The sequence below is a fragment of the Halobacteriovorax sp. RT-2-3 genome (genome assembly GCF_047085075.1).
Classification (GTDB): domain Bacteria; phylum Bdellovibrionota; class Bacteriovoracia; order Bacteriovoracales; family Bacteriovoracaceae; genus Halobacteriovorax_A.
This window is the reverse complement of record NZ_JBKIYF010000001.1, coordinates 101,490-120,480: the sequence shown is the minus strand read 5'-3', so window position 1 is coordinate 120,480 and position 18,991 is coordinate 101,490. Positions and strand designations below refer to the sequence as shown.

The following is an 18,991-nucleotide window of genomic DNA, read 5'->3' as shown; positions in this document are numbered from 1 at the left end:
CAAGGTTTGCTCTCTTAAAAATATCAGTAATTTATGGCCTAATATTAGTATGGCCATAATTCTAGACGACACAGACAAAACGTCTCTTCCAATTGATGAGGAAACGCTAAAGGATAATTCAAAATTAATCCTCTGCCCTGACTGTGATGAGCTTTATGAATTTGAATTAATCGCCCCGAGACAAAAGGCCGTTTGTCACTGTTGTGGCTACACTCTTTACCGCGGAGATAGCACGATTCGCATGGTAAGAGTTCTTACAATCTCAGGCCTTCTCTTATTTTATCCGGCATTCTTTCTACCAGTATTAAAAATTCATATGGCAGGTAGTAATTTAGAAACATCGACTTATCAGTCAGTCTTCGCATTTGCCACTAAAGCTTATTGGCCAATAGCAATCTCCGTGGTTCTCTTCGCTATCCTTATTCCACTCTTTAGACTGCTTGTATATTTATCAATAATTTTTAAAAACAAATTTATTAATCGAAATATTGGTAGGCCTCTTTTGAAGTACCTTGCACCTTCACATGAGTGGTCTATGGTTGATGTTTACTTTATGGGGATTATTGTTACCGTATCCAAAATGGTCGACCGCTCAGATGTTGAGCTCACAATAGGGACTCTGAGCTTAATCCTCCTCATGGTTAATAACATTCTACTTCAATCGGTTACTCATTTTGATGAATTATGGAAGAGGCTTTATGAGAGGAATTGATCATCAAAAGGCCCTGTGCCCGAAGTGTCAGAAAGTAAATTCTATTCTTACATGTACACGATGTGGAGCAAAGATCGAGCTTCGAAACTACGAAGGAATCTCACGTTGTAAAGCCTATTTAATTGCGGCCATCGCGCTTTATATACCAGCGAATCTACTTCCCATGATGACCGTTCTTACATTTAACAGAGGTACACCAAGAACAATTCTTGGTGGTGTCATAAACTTAATCAATTTAAAAATGTATCCCATTGCCATGATTGTTTTTGCGGCAAGTATAATTGTCCCAATATTTAAAATCATTTCACTTTGGTATATCATTGATAATATAAATACTTTAGATGAGAGAAAAAAGAAGAAGTTAACAAAGTTATATCGAGTTGTTCATATCGTTGGAAAATGGTCTATGCTTGATATCTTTGTCATCGCCCTACTCGTTATTCTTGTTAATGTTGAATTCATTTCTCAAATAAAGGCAGAGCCCGCAGTGCTCTACTTTACAGCAGTTGTAATACTAACCATCCTGGCCTCAAACGAAGTGGACACTAGATTAATCTGGGATGATAAGGAAAGATATGAGTAATGCAAAACCTCAAGTTGTTAACAAAAAAGGAATAAATCCAATATGGTTTTTTCCTGTTGCTGCGGTTTCTATTGGGATCTGGCTTTTGTATACAAACTTAATGGCCCGTGGCTCATATATCACAATCAACTTCAGAAATGCTGATGGGATCATTCCAGGTAAAACGACAATTATCTATAAAGGAACAATTGTAGGACGTGTAAAAGATACGGAACTAAATGAAAACCTTACAAGTGTTGCCGTTCATGTTGAGATGAATCCACGCATGCGTGAGTATCTTTCAAAGGATACAAAGTTCTGGCTAGTAAGCCCAACTGTTAATCTTTCAGGTATCTCAGGCTTAAGCACAATTATTAGTGGTAAATTTATCAACATGCATCCAGCTAAAGGCAAGTTCATTAGAAAATTTGATGCCCTAAATGAAACACCAAGAAGTCTTAGAAAAGATGGTATCTATATCAAGCTAAACGCCGACAAACTTGGCCCTATCTCAATAGGCTCACCTATTTACTATAACAAGATTCAAGTTGGTGAAGTAACAGGCTATGATCTGGATATGGAAAGAGATGGTGTTGATATTACTGTTTTCATTGAAGATCGTTACCAAAATCTTATTCACTCAACATCTAGGTTTTACAATGTTAGCGGAATAAGTGTTGATGCTTCACTTGCTGGAGTAAAAGTTAGAACTGAATCTTTAGCTTCTCTTGTAAGAGGAGGAATTTCATTTGTTAATTTTGAAAGTGATGATGAAACAATCTTAAAAGAAAACTTCGAAAAGAGCTATAAGCTCTACTCATCGTACGAAGAAACAATTCCAGGTAAAGAAATTTCAATAGAGTTCCCACTGGGAAGTGCTGTTTCAAAGATTAAAACACCTATTAAATTTAGAAGTATCATTATTGGTTATGTGACAGGCTCAAAAGTTGATCGTAATAAATCAACACTAACAGTACAGGCCAATATAAAGAAAGAGTTTGAAAAAGTTGTAGTTAAAGGTGCACAGTTTTGGGAAGTTAAACCAAAAATTTCTCTTAGTGGGATTGAGTCACTAGATGCACTTACTGGAAATTATATAGCTGTTGATATCAGTCGCTCAAGATATAGAAAGAGTAAAGAAACTGATAGATTTAAGGCCTTGAAACAAGCTCCACTCAAAGAAGTTCATAATAAATATGGACAAAGACTCAGCCTTTATAGTGATCGTCGAAACTCTCTAGCAAAAGGCCAAGGTGTTTATTATCGTGGCATTCAAGTGGGAGTTATTACAGACGTAAGACTTAATACACGCGCTAAGAATGTTATCGCAGACATCTTTGTGAATTCTCCATACCACAGACTTTTGAAAGAAGAGACAAAGTTTTGGAATGTAAGTGGAGTTGATGTTGAATTCGGATTATTTTCAGGCGCAAAGATCAGCACACAATCACTAGAAACGCTTTTATCGGGTGGAGTTGAGTTTGCAACCCCAGAGAAGTTTTCACAGCGTAAAAAAGATTATTTTAGAATTCATAAAAAGGCCGATAAAGATTGGCTTGAATGGAAACCTATTATTGAACTATAAATTATAATAAAAAAGCCTCGCATTGCGAGGCCTTTTTATTTCTACTATTACTAAGTTTAAGCAACTTTCTTTTCTTTCGTAATTTCTGCTGGACTCTCAAGAGCATCAAGTACTTCCTGAGAGAAAATTAGCTTCTTACGAAGTGCCTCTCTTGAAATTCCCATCTCTTTTGCGGCCTTAGATTTGTTACCAAAATTTCTCTTAATCTCATTAAGAATCATCTCACGCTCAACTAGTGCAAGACGATCTTTTAGAGGTAAAGTAAAATCCGTTACGTGATCAATTTGACCAAACTGTTTTTGCTTCATTGAGATATCAACTAAAGGTGATACACCATCATTGATTTCAATATCAGAGATAATATGTGATTTCGGATGATATAGCACAGCTCTCTCAATACATTTTTTTAGCTCGTAAACATTTCCTGGCCAGTCGTACTGAAGAATTTGCTCCATAACCTTCTTAGAGAAGCTCTTAAGAAGTAGGCCTTGTCTCTTGCACTCAACTTTTAAGAAATACTCAACAAGCATTTCAATATCATCTTCACGACGTCTTAGTGGGTCAATATTTATTTGCGCTTGTGATAAGAATTCAAAAAGATCACGGTGAAATAAACCTTCATCTGTTAGAATTCCTAAATCCTTAATAGAAGTTGCCATAATTCGACAATCGATGCTTACGATACCACCAGGAGTTCCTCTATTTGAAATAACATCAAAAAGCCTCTCTTGCCATTCGTAAGATAGGTTCTCAATGTGGTTAAGAACTACTGTTCCACCTTGAGTCTTTGAAAAAACGCATTTCTCTTCATCAGGACCAAATAGCTGGGCCTCTAATTTTTGCATATCTTGTAATTTACAATTTACTGTATTAACTTCATGCAGACCGCGCTTACCTTCAAAGTGTAAAACAGTTGCATAAAGATTTTTACCAACACCTTTCTCTCCAGTGATTAATACAGGACTATCTAGATCTTTAAGTTTTGAGATTGAATTTCTCATCGACTTAACACCAGCTGTGTTTCCAATAATTGCATACTGACGATCATACGGAGCTGAGAACCTACGAATTTTAGAATTATTCGAAATCGGGTTGAAGCTATGAAATACTGAAGAGAAAACAAGGGCAAGAACCTTCATTGTTTTTTCATCTTCAATTGTAAAACGGTCTTCGTTACGTTTATTAATTACTTCAATGACACCAATAATTTTGTCTTCGCGGTTATGAATTGGATAACAGATAATCGACTTTGTCGTAAATCCATTTTGCTCATCAAAAGCATTATTAAAACGTGATTCATCACTTTCCGTACAAATATTTAGCGCAACACCTGTTGTAAAAACAGATCCAGCAACACCTAGACGGTAATCAAACTTTAAACCAGTCTTATCAAGCCCTAACGCTGCAATGGCCTCAAGCTCATTTGTATCTGGATTAATTAGAAAGATTGAAGAGCGTTGTGCATTTAAAATGCGGATAACTTCTTCAAGCATAGTATCAAGAAACCCTTCTTTGTCACCAAAGTGAGTGATGTCTTTAAATAGAGAAAGTAAAAGAGAGAACATTTCAAATCCTTCATTAGGATCTGTATAGCGCTCTTTTAGTGCTGATTGAATTAAACAGTCTTTAAGTCTTTCTGAAGAGAAGCTCATGATATAGCTTTCGAGGAATTTATTAATTCCCTTTTCAACATCCAACTCAACACCGTAGATAATTTCTTCGTCTTCTAATACATTCGAGAAAGCGCGAACAACTCGCCCCGTAAGATCAAGATGCTTTTTCTTAAATTGCAAAGAAACTTCAAGCTCCGTTCCTACAGATATTCTCTCATGAGTTTTAAAGCCAAAACCTGTTATTGAAATATCAACAAGCTTTGCATCATCGATATATTCTAGATGTCCTACTTCATCTTCTTTTTGAATAAGAAAACGTAGGTTATCTGCTTCCTCTACAGGTATTCTGAAAGACTGAAAGAACTTAAATTCTGAAAAACTGGCGAGCATGATAATCCCCTCATTAATGCTATACAGTTATTAATCGGTAAAATTTGGTTAAAACTTTAGGCTGTTGCCCAAAATTATTGGCTATAAAATCTATATGATTGGCCGCATTTGCTCCTTATTACTTGCCTGATGGGCCCACAAGCAATAAGATGTGATATTAAAATTAGTTGTAATATTGAGTACTTGCGTAAAGTAAGCAGGTATAAATGCATTTAAAATTGGATGAATTATGATTTTTGAAGGTTCAGAAAAGAAGGCCGAAATTATCGTTAAAGATGGCCTTAACTTACTAGAAATCCCTGATACATTTTGGGCCCAGCTAGTTGAAAAAGCGAAAGCGACAATCCTATCTAGTGTAAAGAATGACAAACTGAAAGCTTTCCTACTTTCAGAATCTTCCCTATTTGTTTGGGAAGATCGTATGCTTATCATCACTTGTGGACAAACGACATTGATTCAGGCCATTGATTTCTTCACAAGCGAATATGGCAAGGATTCAATTAAACAACTTATATTTCAAAGAAAGAATGAGTACTTCTCACATATGCAGCACTCAACTTTTATGGATGATATAAAATTATTAGAAAATAAATTTAATGGAACAGCGCTTCGTTTTGGAAATATCGACGACCATCACAATTATATTTATTTCCTAGATCAAGAATACACTCCTTCAGCAGATGATCATACTTATGAGCTTCTAATGTATGAGATTTCTTGTGAAGCAAGAAAACTTCTTACAGATGAGAATGTGACAAAAAATCAAATTAGAGACTTATTAAAGCTTGATAAGATTCTTCCAGGATTTGAACTAGATGATTTTGTTTTCAATCCTTACGGATATTCTTTAAATGCGATTAAAGATGATAACTACTTCACTTGCCATATTACTCCGCAAGAAGAGTGCCCATATATTAGTTTTGAAACTGATATTGATATGAAAGAAATTGCAAGTGTTCTAATCGATGCCATGGAACCAATTTCTTATGACTTCATCGAGTTCTGCCCTAATCAAGACGGGACTTGTGGTTTAAATGTTAACCCAGGTGAATACAAGGCAAAGACGCAAGTTGAAAGCTTCTTAAAATGTGGATACATCATGTACTTTTCTCATTTTTACAAGCTACGTACAAACCGCTTAAAACCTTACAAATTACTTTAATTAATTTAAATATTTTAGGAGACAACTATGCACAGTAACCTATGGATTGAAGAAAGATATAAAGATTTTTACGGAATGAGATATAAAGTAGAGAACGTTCTTTACTCGAAAAAAACAGAATTCCAAACAGTAGACGTTGTTGAAACAAAAGGGCATGGAAAAATGCTTCTTAACGACGGTCTAGTAATGGTAACGGAAAGAGATGAAATCGCTTATCACGACATGATTTCTCACGTTCCATTATTTGTTCACCCTAATCCAAAAAACGTTCTCGTTATCGGTGGTGGTGACGGTGGTACAGCAAGAGAAGTTCTTCGCCACGCTTCTGTTGAGAAGTGTACAATGGTTGAAATTGATGGCGCCGTATGTGAAGCATGTATGGAATTCATTCCACAAACTGCTGAAGTACTTAAAGGTCATCCAAAATTAGACCTTATCATCGGTGACGGTGTTAAATTTGTTCAAGAAACTACTGAAAAGTTTGATGTTATCATTATCGACTCTACTGATCCAATCGGTCCAGCGGCCCCTCTATTTGGTCCAGAATTTTACACAAACGTAAATAAGTGTCTTGCAGATAATGGTATCGTTGTTTCTCAAGGTGAATCGCCTTGGTTTGAAGCAGAGATTCAAAAGAGTATGCTTGGTGTTTTAAATGATATTTTCAAAAATACATTTATCTATAACTTCTCTAACCTAACTTACCCTGGTGGACTGTGGTCATTTACTTTTGCAACTAAAAGCGACACTCACCCAATTAATGACTTTAGAGAAGAAGCAGTAGCAGAATCTGGACTTGAGTTCTCTTACTACAATGCAGGACTTCATAAGGCAGCTTTCTATCTGCCAACATTTATGAAGAAGAATCTTGAAGGTTTAATCCAAAACCCATAAGGACTTAGTTCATGCAGTACTGGCTCTTTAAAAGCGAACCTGATGCTTTCTCAATTGATGACCTTGCAAGAAGACCGAAACAAACGGAGTCTTGGGATGGTGTGAGAAATTATCAGGCACGTAACTTCATGAGAGATGAAATGAAGCTTGGAGACAAGGTCTTCTTCTATCACTCAAGTTGTAAGGAGCCAGCAATTGTGGGACTTGCTGAAGTTGTCAAAGAGTCTCATCCAGATAAAACTCAATTCGATGAAAAATCAAAGTACTTTGACCCTAAGGCCACGACTGATAATCCTCGTTGGTTTCTTGTGGATGTAAAATTTGTCGAAAAATTTTCAAAAGCACTAACCCTTAAAGAGATGAAAGCAGATCCTCGCTACGATGAGATGCCTCTTGTAAAGAAGGGTTCTCGTCTTTCAATCATGCCTATTCCCAAACAAATTGCGAGCACTATTTTAAAAGATATTTCTTAGAAAATTTTAAAGACTAGAGTTTGTAAAAACTCTCTTCCAAAGGTTGTATAACTAAGGAATAAAGTCACAAATGACAAGATAAGCCCTATTGTAAAAAAACTAAGAATAACAATTCCTGTTCGTCCAATAAGAGCTTTAATAGGTTGTTTATAATAGAGAGAAAGATGTGAGAGGTCGTTATGGCCATGAACACCACCAAATTTATACTCCTGCACACTTGATTCTTGTGTACTATCGGCAGCACTTAGATCGACATTTGATAGGTCCTGAATTGGCATTTCCCGTTACTCCTCACATCAGCTTTGTCGCTGACATGAGAAGTATCGGTAAAAAGATTAAAATATTTTAATATATGAATTATTGAATTATTTGAGAATCTAAATTTTGAGCGTTAGTAGCTGAAATCATTGTATTTTCTTTTACGATTTCAGAGTCTGCATCAACGTCTTCATCGTCTAGAAAGTCAGAAAGAGAATTCTCCTCACTGCCAATAGTTTCTTCAACTAAATCCATTTTAGTTGCAATAATTTCGCTAGCGGCCTCGATTTGTCCTCTTACTTCTTCTATTTCACAAGCAATGTCTTGCTTTGAATCTAGGAAAGAGTCCATTTCATCACGACATTTAGAAAGCTTCTCAATAAGCTCATCTTGATTTCCACGATATGTCTCTTCTAGGTTTGAAAGTAGGCCAATAACATTATTGAAGAATTTAGCAAGATTGCGACTTAGTCCTTCAAGTTCGCTACTACTTTGAGTCATTTCTGAGTCATTTAGAAGACTTGCTTGAACATCAACGCGAAAGCTAAGTGTTTTAAGTTGAAAGATGATATCTTTCATATCTTGAAATTCACTCATGAACTTTTCAAATGTTTCCTTGAACTTCACATCCCCTTGCTCTGCTTGAAGTTGTGCATCTTTTTGCTTTGGTAGCTCTTTAATGAACTCAAGACCTTTCTCTCTTAGCTCATTAACTGCATCAACGATTGATTCCATACCCTTATGGCCATCATTAACAACAAGCAGCTGGTCCTTGATATCTTCCATTGTATTTTGAAGTTCAATCGTCATTAGTTCATATTCAGAGATTTGTTCTTTTTGACCAGAAACAATATCCATTTCCTGAGAAAGTTTAATCTGAAGAGACTTCTTACTATCTTTCAAATCCTTGATATCATTTTTTAGTCGATCAATTTCTAAACGAAGTAACTCTGAATCATTAAAGAGTCTTACTTTTGCGTAATACTCTTTGATCATTGGAATCATAGCAAAGATAGCAAAAGCAATGGCAGCAACCATGAAGATTAAGTTATATAAGCTTCTTGTGATGAGCCAATTGTAAATTAATACACCATGTGTCATTAAAGACAGTGTACATATAATGAAATAATTAGTTTTAGATGTTGGTGATTTAGCTGTTTTGGTTGAATTCTTTTCAAATTTTAAAGACATGTTATCGATCCCTGACAAACTTTCTTTTAATAATACAATAATTATCAAACACTAAAGTAAGTAAGTCAATTATCAGGGACCGATAATTTTACAATGTAACTAATAAGTTACGGCCGTTTTATTTAAGATAAGTGTAACTCTTAAGGCAATCCTCATAGAAGTCTACAAGTGATACACCATCACGTGGACGAATGCGGCCACGAGAAACTTGGCGATCGATATAACGCTTAACCTTAAATGCCATAAACTCTGGGTTATATTGCATTGTTGAAAGAACCTGACGAGCAGAGTTTCCTTCAACTGTTTCTTCGATATAGAATCCTTTTGGATCATCGCTATCTGCATAAACGTGAACTTCATTTACACGCCCAAATAAGTTGTGCATATCACCCATTACATCTTGGTAAGCACCTGTTAGGAAGATTCCAATACGGTACTCCTCACCTTCAGTTAGTTGATGTACAGCAATTGTTTTCTTAAACCCTTCATCTGGGTCATAGAAGCGATCAATCTTACCATCACTATCACAAGTAATATCAGCAAGTGTTGATCTCTTACCAGGCTTTTCATTTAAGCGAGTCAATGGAACAACAGGTAGCACTTGCTCAATTGCCCAACTATCACATGCAGATTGGAAAACTGAAAAGTTACAAAGGTATTGGCCACTTAAAGTATTTTCTAAATCTTCCATTAGCTCTGATTGAAAATCTTCTTCTGGAACTAATGTACTAATTTCCTTTAAGATGCGAAGGTGCATTGTCTCAATTTTTGCACGCTCTTCAAGCTCTAGAATACCAAGTTTGAATGCATGAATTGAATCCGACTTAATCTTCATTGCATCGTTATATGCTTCTTGCCAATTTTTAGTCTTTGCAAGAACTTCACCAACTTGTCTCATTTCTGTAACAAGGTTATGCTCTCCAGTTTCTTGCTTCGTTGAAAACTCAATTTTAGTATTATCGATTTCACCGATAATATTAGTGATAACACAACTGTGGTGTGCAGTAATTGCACGGCCACTCTCAGTAATAATATGTGGATGCTCAACACCCTCAAGATCACAAACAGACTTTAGTCCATAAACGATATCAGTAATATAATCAGTGATTGAATAGTTAATTGATGAATCATTTGTCGAGTTTGTTCCATCGTAATCAACACCAAGTCCACCTCCAACATCAAAGTACTGCAGAGGAGCTCCAATCTTTTGCATCTTACAATAGATGCGAGAACCCTCTTCAATTGCTTCTTTAATCGAGCGAATATCAGTGATTTGAGATCCAATATGGAAGTGGAAAAGTTTTAGCATATCAAGACGATCATGCTTTTTTAAATATTCTATAGCTAAGATAATTTCAGAAGTCGTTAAACCAAATTTGGCCTTATCGCCTCCACTTGATTCCCATTTACCACGGCCTTTTACAGACATGCGTCCACGAATACCAATAAATGGAATTACTCCATGCTCCTTGCCTAACTCTACAAGCATACGAAGTTCAGAGAATTTTTCAATAACAACAAAAACCTTGCGTCCTAGTTTTGCACCAAGAATAGCAAGTTTTAGATAATCACGATCCTTGTAACCGTTAAGTACAGTAAGAGAATCAGCATTATTATTATATGCAAGTGCAGATAAAAGCTCAGGCTTTGAACCAGCTTCTAGTCCATAATTATAACGAGAGCCTGCATCAACGATTTCTTCTACAACTTCTCTCATTTGGTTTACCTTAACAGGATAAACACCAAAGAATTTTCCGCGGTAATCTTCATCATCAATTACCTTTTGAAAGGTATTATTTAAAAGCTTAACTTGTGAGCGTAAAATATCATGGAAACGAATTACTAGTGGTAATTGAATCCCTTGTTCTTTAGCTTCTTCAATAACGTCATTAATAACAATTCCAACATTCTTATTTGGATTTGGAGTTGCTTTAAGTTGTCCGTTTTCTTCAATTTTAAAATAACCGTTACTCCACTTACTTACGTTGTAGAGGCGATCAGAATCTTGAATTGTCCAAGTCTCATTTGTCATTACTTAAATTTCCTTTTCTTATTAAGACTTCGTTTTACTAGTCAGTAGTAGGATCATCTCTCTTACAACTTTCGCAGCAAAAACAGAACTATTCCCAGAAGAGTCAATCTCAGGGGCAAGCTCAACAATATCACAACCTACTATATTCTTTTCTAGTAGGATTTTAACAAAACTGATGAATGAATGGAAATCCTCTCCACCAGGCTCAGGTGTTCCTGTTCCCGGAAAGAAACTTGGATCAAAATAATCAAGATCCAGAGTTAAATAAACAGGACGATCTGCAGGAATCGCACGAACTCGGTCTAAGAACTCTGCGCGAGACTTTGCAATTGTTCCATGCTCATTCATATAATCATATTCTTCTTTCGTTCCAGAGCGAATCCCATATTGAATGAGGTTATGCTTTGGACCAAAGTGATCAAGACTTCTTTTAATAATTGAAGCATGTGAGTAATGGTAGCCTAAATAACCATCACGAAGATCTGCATGCGCATCAAGATGAATAAGCATTAGATCGTCAAAATCATGAAGGTACTTTTTAATTGGTGCATAAGAAATTGAATGTTCTCCACCAAGAGTCATAATCTTAATATCATTTTCTTTTAAATTAATATGATCGAAGTTTTTTTCGAAACAAGCAGTTGCAACTTTCCAACTCTCTTCTTGCTGATCAGCAACAGGAAGGTTTCCAAGATCATAGAAAGTGCAATCTTCAGTCGAAAGATCGAGATATGGTGAATACGTTTCAATACCGTCCGAGACTTCTCTTAAGGCATCTGGCCCAAGGCGTGTTCCTTTTCTAAAACAGGCCGTTCCATCAAAACCAAAACCAACAAGGTTGACGCTGTGAGGCCTAACTTCGTCAGTAACAATTGCCATATCATAAGGGGTACTTGGAGCCTCTAGGCCCGCTAATTTCCATAAGTTCTTTTCCATAGGCTACTAATAAATCCTAATGGAATTTCAGTCAATTTAAATTGATATGAAAGTGTAAAAAAGTGGCCCCTAAAGGCCCATTAAGTAACTAAAATGACTAAACTTTAATCAATTCGGTTCTTTCTGGCCGTAACGTCTGATCGAGTCATTGGAGCATGGAAAACAGCGAAGTCAATTGACTCACGAAACATCTTCCAATACTTCTTATGATTGCGGTTATCACTTGAAGGAAGTTCAAGTGTGTAAGTAGGAATCTTTCTCTCATTTCCAGCGTAATTCCCTAAGCTTCCAGGAAAGAAAGGATAATTTTTTACGCGGTAACCATTGGCCTTTTCACTCATTGTATTTAGAAGCTCTTCTGCCTTTAGAGCAAGGCCATCTTCTTCATGAATATGATTTGAAACAACCGGTCCATCATAGTCGAGAATAGTTAGAGGTGCGTGAACAGTAATGATCTTATTTGGGTTATAACGAGCAATAATATTTACTTGGAATATTGTTTCCTGCTCAGAATTTGCCACCTTACCAGGGAACCTTCTTTTAGCAGCTCCGTAGCGAGTTTTCCAAAGATGAAGGGCCTTATTCTCCCAATCTTTAGTTGGAAAATTTCTGTTAGGATCAATGCCACGAGAATTTGTTCGAGTTGGTCTTTTCTTAAAGAATGAATCAGGAGAAACAATTGGAACAACTGCCACAAGATTATCCTTAAGCTTTTTTTGACCTTCAATTGTCGCTACTTCGTGATAGAGATGGTGAAGGATATCAAAGCAGAATTTAATTGGAGTGATTTCATCACCATGCACACCACATAGAACTAAAGTCATATTCTTAGGTTCTTGCTTGTGTTCTTCTTCATCACCAAAAACAGTCCACATAATAGGACGGCCCTGATGAGTATCTCTTACATGAATCCATTTATATGAATCACAATGAGACTTACCCCAACCATATTTTTTAAACTTGTCATCAATATCGCCACAAAAAGACTCAACGCGCTTTGTATTCTTTACTGCTGAAAATTCATTCTTATGTGAGTGGTCAGTAAAATTGAACTTATCACTTTTAACATCATTTTTCGGGTGCTCGACTTTCTTTCTGGCCACTTCCCCCTGATGATCACTATGCTCAGCACTATTGGTAACAACAACTTCCTTATTGAGTTGGCCATTTTCAATAACCTCAACACCAGAGCAAGAAAGTAAAAAGATAATTAATGAGAATAAAATTGTGTAATTAAATTTTGATAATCGATTCATAGCTACCATTAAGGCCAAATTAGTATAGTGTTATAATATCATATATAATTTATAGATATTCAATATATTAGTGAGATATTACGCAATATGGAAAGTCTAAACTTACTCATCTTAACCACGAACCCAAAGCTTTATGCTTGTGTTCAACTCGAAGCAGCGATCACAGAAGCAACTCATTCGTGCCGATTCAGTGATCCTTACTCCGTAAGTTATGAAGAGTTGGCCTGGGCCGATCTCGTGATTAATCGTAACACGGGACTAAGCTATAATGATGATGACCTTGAAAAATTGGCCACACTTAGCAATAAAAAAGTCATCAACCCTATCACTTGTTCACGAATCCTTAGAGATAAGTATAAACAATGGCCGTTTTTTAAGGAAGTTCTAGCACCTTCACATTTAATACAAACCTATTCACTGCAACAAGAGCCTCATTATTGTGACACGCAATCGAAGTGGATTATTAAAACGACTAGAGGCCTACAGGCAAAGGGAGTTTTTCCTTCAACAGATATTCTAAAAGATCGACAAGAGTTACTGCGTAAGGGAGATCTAAATTATATTATCCAGCCTTATATTGAGTTGTGTGCAGAATGGCGCGTGCTGCTTTTTAAAAATATTCATTCTAAAAGAATTCAAAAGCTCGTTATAAAGAAGACGCCTAAGGCAAGTGAAGAAGCATTTCACATTCTAAACTTTGCCGCTAGTAACACAATTCTAGTTAACGAAGAGAATGTCCCAATTAAGGTTTTAGAATTGGCCACGAGCGTTTCAAACGCCTTAGATTTCTACTTCATCAGCATTGATATTCTTGAGACCATAGATGGCCAATATAAGCTTGTTGAAGTGAACGGATGTCCCGGAATGAGTCACAGCGATGAGCTACTATTATCTTCCCAATACCGTTCAACGATGGCCCAATACTTCGTTGAAAAAGTCATAAACTACTGAAATTATATTAGACCCTCCAAATTTCTATATCATTCTTCAATTTTTTGTTTGATTAACAAAACTTTTGACGATAAGATCAAATGAGGAGACAAGTAAATGTATATTTGTATTTGTAACGCCATTACACAAGATATGCTCGATAATGCGATAAAGCAGGGACAAACAGAGAAAGAGGTAATCAACAGCCTTGGAATCGGTAACTCATGCGGTGTTTGCTTATTAGAACAAGTCTCTGCCGGTCTTGCTAAGAAGAACCTCAAATCGAATCAAAATGAGCAAGGCAATGAGGTTAAGAATAACTTAACTCCTGTCAAAAAATAAAATCCTTGAAACACATCCCAATCTTCTATAGCATTAATCCATAGTAAATTAATGAAAGGGATTAATCATGAAAGGTGATCAAGACGTAATCAAAGCATTAAATAATGTTCTTACAAAAGAATTAACGGCCATTAATCAGTATTTTCTTCATGCAAGAATGCTTGAAGACTGGGGACTCGATAAGATTGGCCATCTTGAATACAAAGCAAGTATTGATGAGATGAAATATGCTGATGAAGTAATTAAGAGAATTCTATTCTTAGAGGGACTTCCTAATCTTCAAAAGCTTGAAAGAATTAGAATCGGTCAAAATGTAAAAGAGATCATCGAAGCTGATCTTGAAACAGAAGCTGAAACTGTACCATTACTTAAAGAAGCAATTGAACTTTGTGAAAAGAAGCAAGATTATGTTTCTCGCGATCTTCTTTCAAAGATTCTTGACTCTGAAGAAGAGCACGTGGATTGGTTAGAGACTCAACTATCTTTAATTGAGAAAGTTGGTATCGAAAATTACATGCAATCGCAAATTGAAATGAAAACGGGACACTAGTCCAAAATGATAAAAGCCTCGCAAAGCGAGGCTTTTCTTTTATTTGTATGGCAGACTATTCGTTTGTTTCTTGTGGACTTGGTAGTCTTGCAATCATAAGAATTGGAATAATCAAAAAGATACTTCCAAGATAGTAAGGTGCTGCCGAACTATAACGCCAGTAAACAAGAGAGGCAACAATTGGCCCAATCACTCTTGCTAATGCTCCAAGCGATCTAAAAACACCAATAACATGTCCCTGACTCTGTGCCGGAGAATACATTGAAACAAGCGAAGTTAGACAAGGGATAACTAAAGATGATCCCACTGCTAAGAAAAATAAACCTGCGTAAACTAACCAAGAAGATTGTGCAAATCCAATAAGAATAAGACCTGGGATAATTGTCACAAGGCCTTGAAGTGCCATACGCTTCTCACCTACAGTATGTGCCTTACGGCGAACATAACCACCTTGAACAAGAGCTAAGATTAAACCAATAAAGATAAACATATAAGCATTATCCATTGATGAGTAACTTAGTCTTTCTGCTGCAAGGAAAGTTAATGTAAACTCCATCCCACTAAATGCTAGTAAGAATAAGAAGTAACCAAAGTTTGTAAGGTTAACACCTTTGTACGGAAGAGGCTTAAAAAGAGTAATTGGGTTAGCACTTCTTTCACTTTCATGTTTTCCGCGCTTCGCTTCAGGAAGTGTTTCATCAAACTTATTAAATAAATTAATTAAGTTAAATAACGAAAGAACACCAGCGACAATTGCGGCCATTGAAAAAGGATTTACACCATAGTCAGCAAGAACTGGATAAAACTTTGTTAGATCAAATAGAGAAAGAATTCCACCCATTGCTGGCCCAATAATAAAACCTAGGGCAAAGGCAATACCGATTGTTGCCATTCCTTTAGAGCGGTTCTTATTAGTTGTCACATCGGCCACAACAGCAGTTGCTGTTGAGATATTTCCACCCATGATCCCACCAATGAATCTTGCAATAATTAGGATTGTAAAATTACCAGCAACGGCCCATAGGACATAACTGATAAAAAGACCAAACACAGAAACTAGCAGAACTGGCTTTCTTCCAATACGGTCTGAGATCGTTCCCCAAATAGGTGCTGCAACAAATTGTAACAGAGAATAAAGTGCACCAAGCGCACCACCAAAAAGAACGATGGCAGAGAAGTTACTTGCTCCCCCTGCTTGTGTTAGCGTATCAATCGAGCCAAAGATTGCTTTTAAGAAAACGTTATCGGCATCAACTGTTAAATAATACTTAGCAAGTGCTGGAAACAGAGGGAAGATAATTGAGAATCCCACAAGATCTAAGAATAATGTTAAAAAGACAATTTTAAGCGACTTCTTAGCATTATCACTTAATGGCTCTGATTCCATTGTTTGCTTTGGCATATCCATGTATTTTTCCTCTTCTATTTGGTATTCGATTTTTTCAACTTCTTTTGGATTCTCACAAAGAGTTTCAACGTAATTAGCAAAACCCTTGGCCCAATTTTCGTCGTCATTTAAACATTCAATTGCATGAATGTGAGTACCATACTCTTCAACTTCTTCTTGTAACTCAGTTCCAATCTCATCAATCGTTTCTAAACAATCCGCAACGAACGCTGGACAATAAACAGCAATATTCTTTGCACCAGCTTTTGCAAGGTTGGCCGTATACTCATCTGTATAAGGAGTTAGCCACTCTTCACTGCCAAAGCGAGATTGATAAGTCATATGAATCTTTTCTGGATCAATCCCTACGACGCCTCTCTTGATTAACTCGAAAGTTTCAAAACAGTGTTGATAATATGGATCTTTCTTATAGATGACTCTCCTCTTTGGAATCCCGTGAAAAGAGATAACGAGATCATCGATATTTTCATTGGCCAACTTCTCATTGATCTTTGCAACCGAATTATCAATAAAAGCATGTAGACGATGAAAGTTTGTAATGACTTCAAAGTTTGGAATCCTAACCTTAGTTTCTAAAAGCTTTCCAAAGAAATCGATCCCACTTGCAATTGTCGATTCCGAGTATTGTGGAAACATTGGAATAACAATTAACTTTTGAGCTGGATCTCTTCTCTCATCAAGCTCTTTTTCCCACTTAGCATAAACGTCTGCAACTTTTGGCTCACAAAGTAGAAACGCGTGCTCAACTTCGATATGCTCAGGCGTTAGCTCATTTACTCGATGGGTAAACTCACGTGTGATTCTAGTTAGAGGAAATTCACTTCCCTCCCATATTCTACTATAAAGAGCTGCCGACCTCTTTGGCCTAAAAGGTAGAACAAAGAGATTTAAAATGATTTTCCAAACTCGTGGATCAATATCCACAACTCGTGGATCGGCCAAGAACTTTTTTAAATATTTTCGTACATCTGAAGTTGATGGTGACTTTGGAGAACCAAGTTGAACAAGAACAACTTTAGTGACCTTGTGCTCACCTTTTTTACCAACTGGAAATGTTAAATGATCATGACGCATTGCCATTGTTCCTTGATAATGTTAAATTAAGTAAATATAACCTATCAAAATAATTCAAGAGAGTCGATAAATGTCAGCATCGAAAAAATCTATCAAGAAAACTGAAACAAAATCAAAGTCAAAACCTAAACAATCTCCAAAAGGAAGAAATGTAAAAGAGCTAGACGCATTTGCTCTTGGTTCGGCCAACACTGAATACCCGGATACTTATGCTCCAGAGGTCCTAGAAGCTTTTGACAACAAAAACCCTGGAAGTGATGCATGGACTACTTTTGTCTGTACAGAGTTCACTTCACTATGCCCAAAAACAGGACAACCAGACTTTGCTCGTATCTATATTAACTATATTGCGGACAAGAAGATGGTTGAATCTAAATCATTAAAACTATACCTATTTAGCTTTAGAAATCATGGTGATTTCCATGAAGATTGTGTGCAAAAAATTTGTGACGATTTAAACAAGCTAATGAAGCCAAAATACGTTGAAGTTATTGGTGAATTTACGCCAAGAGGTGGAATTTGCATCTATCCATATGCCTCAAATTCCAACAATAAGAAGATTTATAAGGATATTCGTGCAAAAAGGTTTAGCGAATATGCTCCAGGTAAGTATACAATGGACTTATCTAAAATTTATTAATTTAGCGTAAAATGAGGAAAATATGAGCCTTGGAATTACTGAAAGTTTAATTATCCTAGCTATTATTGTTCTACTGTTTGGAGGTAAGAAGCTTCCAGAACTTGGAAAGTCTCTTGGAAAGGCCATCACAGGCTTTAAGCATGGACTTAAAGAGGAAGATGAGCAGAATAACACTAATACTGCTAGTAAAATCGAAGACCAATCAAATAACGAAAATAAGAATAGCTAGTTTCTAGCTCTGTAGAACAGTTATTACCTGCTTAAGGGTAAATGGTTTTGGTAGAATACCACTAACACCTTTGCCCTTAATCGTATCAGAATTAATCGAACAATCACCTGTTGCAAGAATAAATGGAGGCATCTTCTCCTTAAGAACACCTTGTGCTCTTGTGGCCAATTCCATTCCATTTACTTCGGGCATTTGATAATCAGAAATAACGTGTGAATAAGTATGCTCACCTAGTGCACTTAAGGCAGCACTAGCATCAGCACATGCATCGACTTCATAACCTTCCATACGAAGAGCGTCTTGCAAGAGCTCCAGTATCTCTACTTGGTCATCAACCAGTAAAATACGCTTTACTTCAGGATTCTGTGACATCGTCATTGTTTCAATCATATATGTGCTCGCTTTCGTTTAAACAAAAATAAAAAAACCTATCTTTCGATAGGTCTTTTTAAAACACAATATTTATTGATTCAAGTAAATTATTCTATAATTTCTAAAACAGATCTTTTTTTCAACTTAGTTGAAGCAGCATTAAGAATTGTTCTTAGTGCGCGAGCTGTTTTCCCTTGCTTCCCAATAACTTTACCAAGGTCAGTTTTATCAACCTTAAGTTCGATAACTGTTGTTTGTTCACCAACAATCTCGTTTACTTCTACTTGCTCTGGCATATCAACTAATGCGCGACTAACTGTATTGATTAAGTCTTTTAACTCACTCATCATGAACTCCTTCTACAAAAATGCCGTTTATGCTT

The 18,991-nt window shown here is 36.3% G+C and carries 20 protein-coding genes; 11 read left to right on the top strand and 9 right to left on the bottom strand.

Annotation, left to right across the window (positions count from 1 at the left end; all coding sequences use genetic code 11):
• Nucleotides 1-49 precede the first annotated feature (49 nt).
• From ACMAYX_RS00585 to ACMAYX_RS00575, 3 genes are read left to right on the top strand one after another with little or no spacing between them, the layout of a single operon-like run.
• Nucleotides 50-712 (top strand): paraquat-inducible protein A, encoded by a 663-nt coding sequence (locus ACMAYX_RS00585; RefSeq protein ID WP_103217054.1) that lies wholly within the window; start codon nt 50-52, stop codon nt 710-712.
• On the top strand, nt 699-1,295 hold the full coding sequence (locus tag ACMAYX_RS00580) for a paraquat-inducible protein A (RefSeq protein WP_412462534.1): 597 nt from the start codon (nt 699-701) through the stop codon (nt 1,293-1,295). Before ACMAYX_RS00585 ends, ACMAYX_RS00580 begins: the two co-directional genes overlap by 14 nt.
• Nucleotides 1,288-2,859: an intermembrane transport protein PqiB gene (locus ACMAYX_RS00575; RefSeq protein ID WP_412471380.1), complete on the top strand. Its 1,572-nt coding sequence runs from the start codon at nt 1,288-1,290 to the stop codon at nt 2,857-2,859. The genes ACMAYX_RS00580 and ACMAYX_RS00575 overlap by 8 nt, the downstream gene beginning before the upstream one ends.
• Before the next feature lie 56 nt (nt 2,860-2,915).
• On the opposite strand, the gene ACMAYX_RS00570 is transcribed toward ACMAYX_RS00575, so the two are convergent.
• On the bottom strand, nt 2,916-4,862 hold the full coding sequence (locus ACMAYX_RS00570; protein WP_103217051.1) for a sigma 54-interacting transcriptional regulator: 1,947 nt from the start codon (nt 4,860-4,862) through the stop codon (nt 2,916-2,918).
• A gap of 229 nt (nt 4,863-5,091) precedes the next feature.
• Between ACMAYX_RS00570 and ACMAYX_RS00565 the strand changes: the two genes are divergently transcribed.
• Genes ACMAYX_RS00565 through ACMAYX_RS00555 form a run of 3 tightly spaced genes read left to right on the top strand, consistent with a single transcriptional unit; the run spans nt 5,092 to nt 7,391 of the window.
• Nucleotides 5,092-6,024 (top strand): adenosylmethionine decarboxylase, encoded by a 933-nt coding sequence (locus ACMAYX_RS00565; RefSeq protein WP_103217050.1) that lies wholly within the window; start codon nt 5,092-5,094, stop codon nt 6,022-6,024.
• Nucleotides 6,025-6,051: 27 nt separating this feature from the next.
• A complete protein-coding gene (gene speE, locus ACMAYX_RS00560; protein WP_412471379.1) occupies nt 6,052-6,918 on the top strand; it encodes a polyamine aminopropyltransferase in 867 nt (288 codons plus the stop codon).
• 11 nt (nt 6,919-6,929) lie between these two features.
• Nucleotides 6,930-7,391, top strand: a complete 462-nt coding sequence (locus ACMAYX_RS00555; RefSeq protein ID WP_103217048.1) for an EVE domain-containing protein — start codon at nt 6,930-6,932, stop codon at nt 7,389-7,391.
• Here the strand turns inward: ACMAYX_RS00555 and ACMAYX_RS00550 are convergent.
• From ACMAYX_RS00550 to ACMAYX_RS00530, 5 genes are all read right to left on the bottom strand, one after another.
• Nucleotides 7,388-7,669, bottom strand: coding sequence for a hypothetical protein (locus ACMAYX_RS00550; protein ID WP_103217047.1), 282 nt, complete (start codon nt 7,667-7,669; stop codon nt 7,388-7,390). The genes ACMAYX_RS00555 and ACMAYX_RS00550 overlap by 4 nt on opposite strands.
• A 79-nt stretch (nt 7,670-7,748) precedes the next feature.
• A complete protein-coding gene (locus tag ACMAYX_RS00545) occupies nt 7,749-8,750 on the bottom strand; it encodes a hypothetical protein (protein WP_412471378.1) in 1,002 nt (333 codons plus the stop codon).
• 208 nt (nt 8,751-8,958) lie between these two features.
• Complete coding sequence (gene speA / locus ACMAYX_RS00540) at nt 8,959-10,872, bottom strand: biosynthetic arginine decarboxylase (RefSeq protein WP_103217045.1); 1,914 nt, start codon at nt 10,870-10,872, stop codon at nt 8,959-8,961.
• A gap of 21 nt (nt 10,873-10,893) precedes the next feature.
• Complete coding sequence (gene speB / locus ACMAYX_RS00535) at nt 10,894-11,808, bottom strand: agmatinase (protein ID WP_199177519.1); 915 nt, start codon at nt 11,806-11,808, stop codon at nt 10,894-10,896.
• Between the two features lie 104 nt (nt 11,809-11,912).
• On the bottom strand, nt 11,913-13,064 hold the full coding sequence (locus tag ACMAYX_RS00530) for a M14 family zinc carboxypeptidase (RefSeq protein WP_412471377.1): 1,152 nt from the start codon (nt 13,062-13,064) through the stop codon (nt 11,913-11,915).
• A gap of 87 nt (nt 13,065-13,151) precedes the next feature.
• Between ACMAYX_RS00530 and ACMAYX_RS00525 the strand changes: the two genes are divergently transcribed.
• The 3 genes from ACMAYX_RS00525 (at nt 13,152) to bfr (ending at nt 14,886) form a co-directional block, all read left to right on the top strand.
• Nucleotides 13,152-14,015, top strand: coding sequence for an ATP-grasp domain-containing protein (locus ACMAYX_RS00525; protein ID WP_412462530.1), 864 nt, complete (start codon nt 13,152-13,154; stop codon nt 14,013-14,015).
• 96 nt (nt 14,016-14,111) lie between these two features.
• Nucleotides 14,112-14,336, top strand: coding sequence for a bacterioferritin-associated ferredoxin (locus tag ACMAYX_RS00520; RefSeq protein WP_103217042.1), 225 nt, complete (start codon nt 14,112-14,114; stop codon nt 14,334-14,336).
• Nucleotides 14,337-14,403: 67 nt separating this feature from the next.
• Nucleotides 14,404-14,886 carry a bacterioferritin gene (gene bfr, locus ACMAYX_RS00515; RefSeq protein ID WP_103217041.1) on the top strand — a complete coding sequence of 161 codons (483 nt, stop codon included), beginning with the start codon at nt 14,404-14,406 and terminating at the stop codon, nt 14,884-14,886.
• 55 nt (nt 14,887-14,941) lie between these two features.
• On the opposite strand, the gene hemH is transcribed toward bfr, so the two are convergent.
• The gene (hemH, locus tag ACMAYX_RS00510; RefSeq protein WP_412471376.1) at nt 14,942-17,374 is read right to left on the bottom strand and encodes a ferrochelatase; all 2,433 of its coding nucleotides are present in this window, start codon (nt 17,372-17,374) and stop codon (nt 14,942-14,944) included.
• Between the two features lie 64 nt (nt 17,375-17,438).
• Between hemH and queF the strand changes: the two genes are divergently transcribed.
• Nucleotides 17,439-18,008, top strand: a complete 570-nt coding sequence (gene queF, locus ACMAYX_RS00505) for a preQ(1) synthase (RefSeq protein ID WP_392992166.1) — start codon at nt 17,439-17,441, stop codon at nt 18,006-18,008.
• Between the two features lie 22 nt (nt 18,009-18,030).
• A complete protein-coding gene (locus ACMAYX_RS00500) occupies nt 18,031-18,237 on the top strand; it encodes a twin-arginine translocase TatA/TatE family subunit (protein WP_103217038.1) in 207 nt (68 codons plus the stop codon).
• Nucleotides 18,238-18,240: 3 nt separating this feature from the next.
• On the opposite strand, the gene ACMAYX_RS00495 is transcribed toward ACMAYX_RS00500, so the two are convergent.
• Nucleotides 18,241-18,627 (bottom strand): response regulator, encoded by a 387-nt coding sequence (locus ACMAYX_RS00495; protein WP_392992167.1) that lies wholly within the window; start codon nt 18,625-18,627, stop codon nt 18,241-18,243.
• An 89-nt stretch (nt 18,628-18,716) separates the two neighbouring features.
• Complete coding sequence (locus tag ACMAYX_RS00490; RefSeq protein WP_392992169.1) at nt 18,717-18,956, bottom strand: KH domain-containing protein; 240 nt, start codon at nt 18,954-18,956, stop codon at nt 18,717-18,719.
• Nucleotides 18,957-18,991 lie beyond the last annotated feature (35 nt).

What these genes read in the sequence shown, in the direction of transcription:
- ACMAYX_RS00585 (WP_103217054.1), top strand. Translation starts at nt 50, where the DNA reads ATGGCCATAATTCTAGACGACACAGACAAAACGTCTCTTCCAATTGAT.
- ACMAYX_RS00580 (WP_412462534.1), top strand. Translation starts at nt 699, where the DNA reads ATGAGAGGAATTGATCATCAAAAGGCCCTGTGCCCGAAGTGTCAGAAA.
- ACMAYX_RS00575 (WP_412471380.1), top strand. Translation starts at nt 1,288, where the DNA reads ATGAGTAATGCAAAACCTCAAGTTGTTAACAAAAAAGGAATAAATCCA.
- ACMAYX_RS00570 (WP_103217051.1), bottom strand. Translation starts at nt 4,862, where the DNA reads ATGCTCGCCAGTTTTTCAGAATTTAAGTTCTTTCAGTCTTTCAGAATA.
- ACMAYX_RS00565 (WP_103217050.1), top strand. Translation starts at nt 5,092, where the DNA reads ATGATTTTTGAAGGTTCAGAAAAGAAGGCCGAAATTATCGTTAAAGAT.
- speE (WP_412471379.1), top strand. Translation starts at nt 6,052, where the DNA reads ATGCACAGTAACCTATGGATTGAAGAAAGATATAAAGATTTTTACGGA.
- ACMAYX_RS00555 (WP_103217048.1), top strand. Translation starts at nt 6,930, where the DNA reads ATGCAGTACTGGCTCTTTAAAAGCGAACCTGATGCTTTCTCAATTGAT.
- ACMAYX_RS00550 (WP_103217047.1), bottom strand. Translation starts at nt 7,669, where the DNA reads ATGCCAATTCAGGACCTATCAAATGTCGATCTAAGTGCTGCCGATAGT.
- ACMAYX_RS00545 (WP_412471378.1), bottom strand. Translation starts at nt 8,750, where the DNA reads ATGACACATGGTGTATTAATTTACAATTGGCTCATCACAAGAAGCTTA.
- speA (WP_103217045.1), bottom strand. Translation starts at nt 10,872, where the DNA reads ATGACAAATGAGACTTGGACAATTCAAGATTCTGATCGCCTCTACAAC.
- speB (WP_199177519.1), bottom strand. Translation starts at nt 11,808, where the DNA reads ATGGAAAAGAACTTATGGAAATTAGCGGGCCTAGAGGCTCCAAGTACC.
- ACMAYX_RS00530 (WP_412471377.1), bottom strand. Translation starts at nt 13,064, where the DNA reads ATGAATCGATTATCAAAATTTAATTACACAATTTTATTCTCATTAATT.
- ACMAYX_RS00525 (WP_412462530.1), top strand. Translation starts at nt 13,152, where the DNA reads ATGGAAAGTCTAAACTTACTCATCTTAACCACGAACCCAAAGCTTTAT.
- ACMAYX_RS00520 (WP_103217042.1), top strand. Translation starts at nt 14,112, where the DNA reads ATGTATATTTGTATTTGTAACGCCATTACACAAGATATGCTCGATAAT.
- bfr (WP_103217041.1), top strand. Translation starts at nt 14,404, where the DNA reads ATGAAAGGTGATCAAGACGTAATCAAAGCATTAAATAATGTTCTTACA.
- hemH (WP_412471376.1), bottom strand. Translation starts at nt 17,374, where the DNA reads ATGGCAATGCGTCATGATCATTTAACATTTCCAGTTGGTAAAAAAGGT.
- queF (WP_392992166.1), top strand. Translation starts at nt 17,439, where the DNA reads ATGTCAGCATCGAAAAAATCTATCAAGAAAACTGAAACAAAATCAAAG.
- ACMAYX_RS00500 (WP_103217038.1), top strand. Translation starts at nt 18,031, where the DNA reads ATGAGCCTTGGAATTACTGAAAGTTTAATTATCCTAGCTATTATTGTT.
- ACMAYX_RS00495 (WP_392992167.1), bottom strand. Translation starts at nt 18,627, where the DNA reads ATGATTGAAACAATGACGATGTCACAGAATCCTGAAGTAAAGCGTATT.
- ACMAYX_RS00490 (WP_392992169.1), bottom strand. Translation starts at nt 18,956, where the DNA reads ATGAGTGAGTTAAAAGACTTAATCAATACAGTTAGTCGCGCATTAGTT.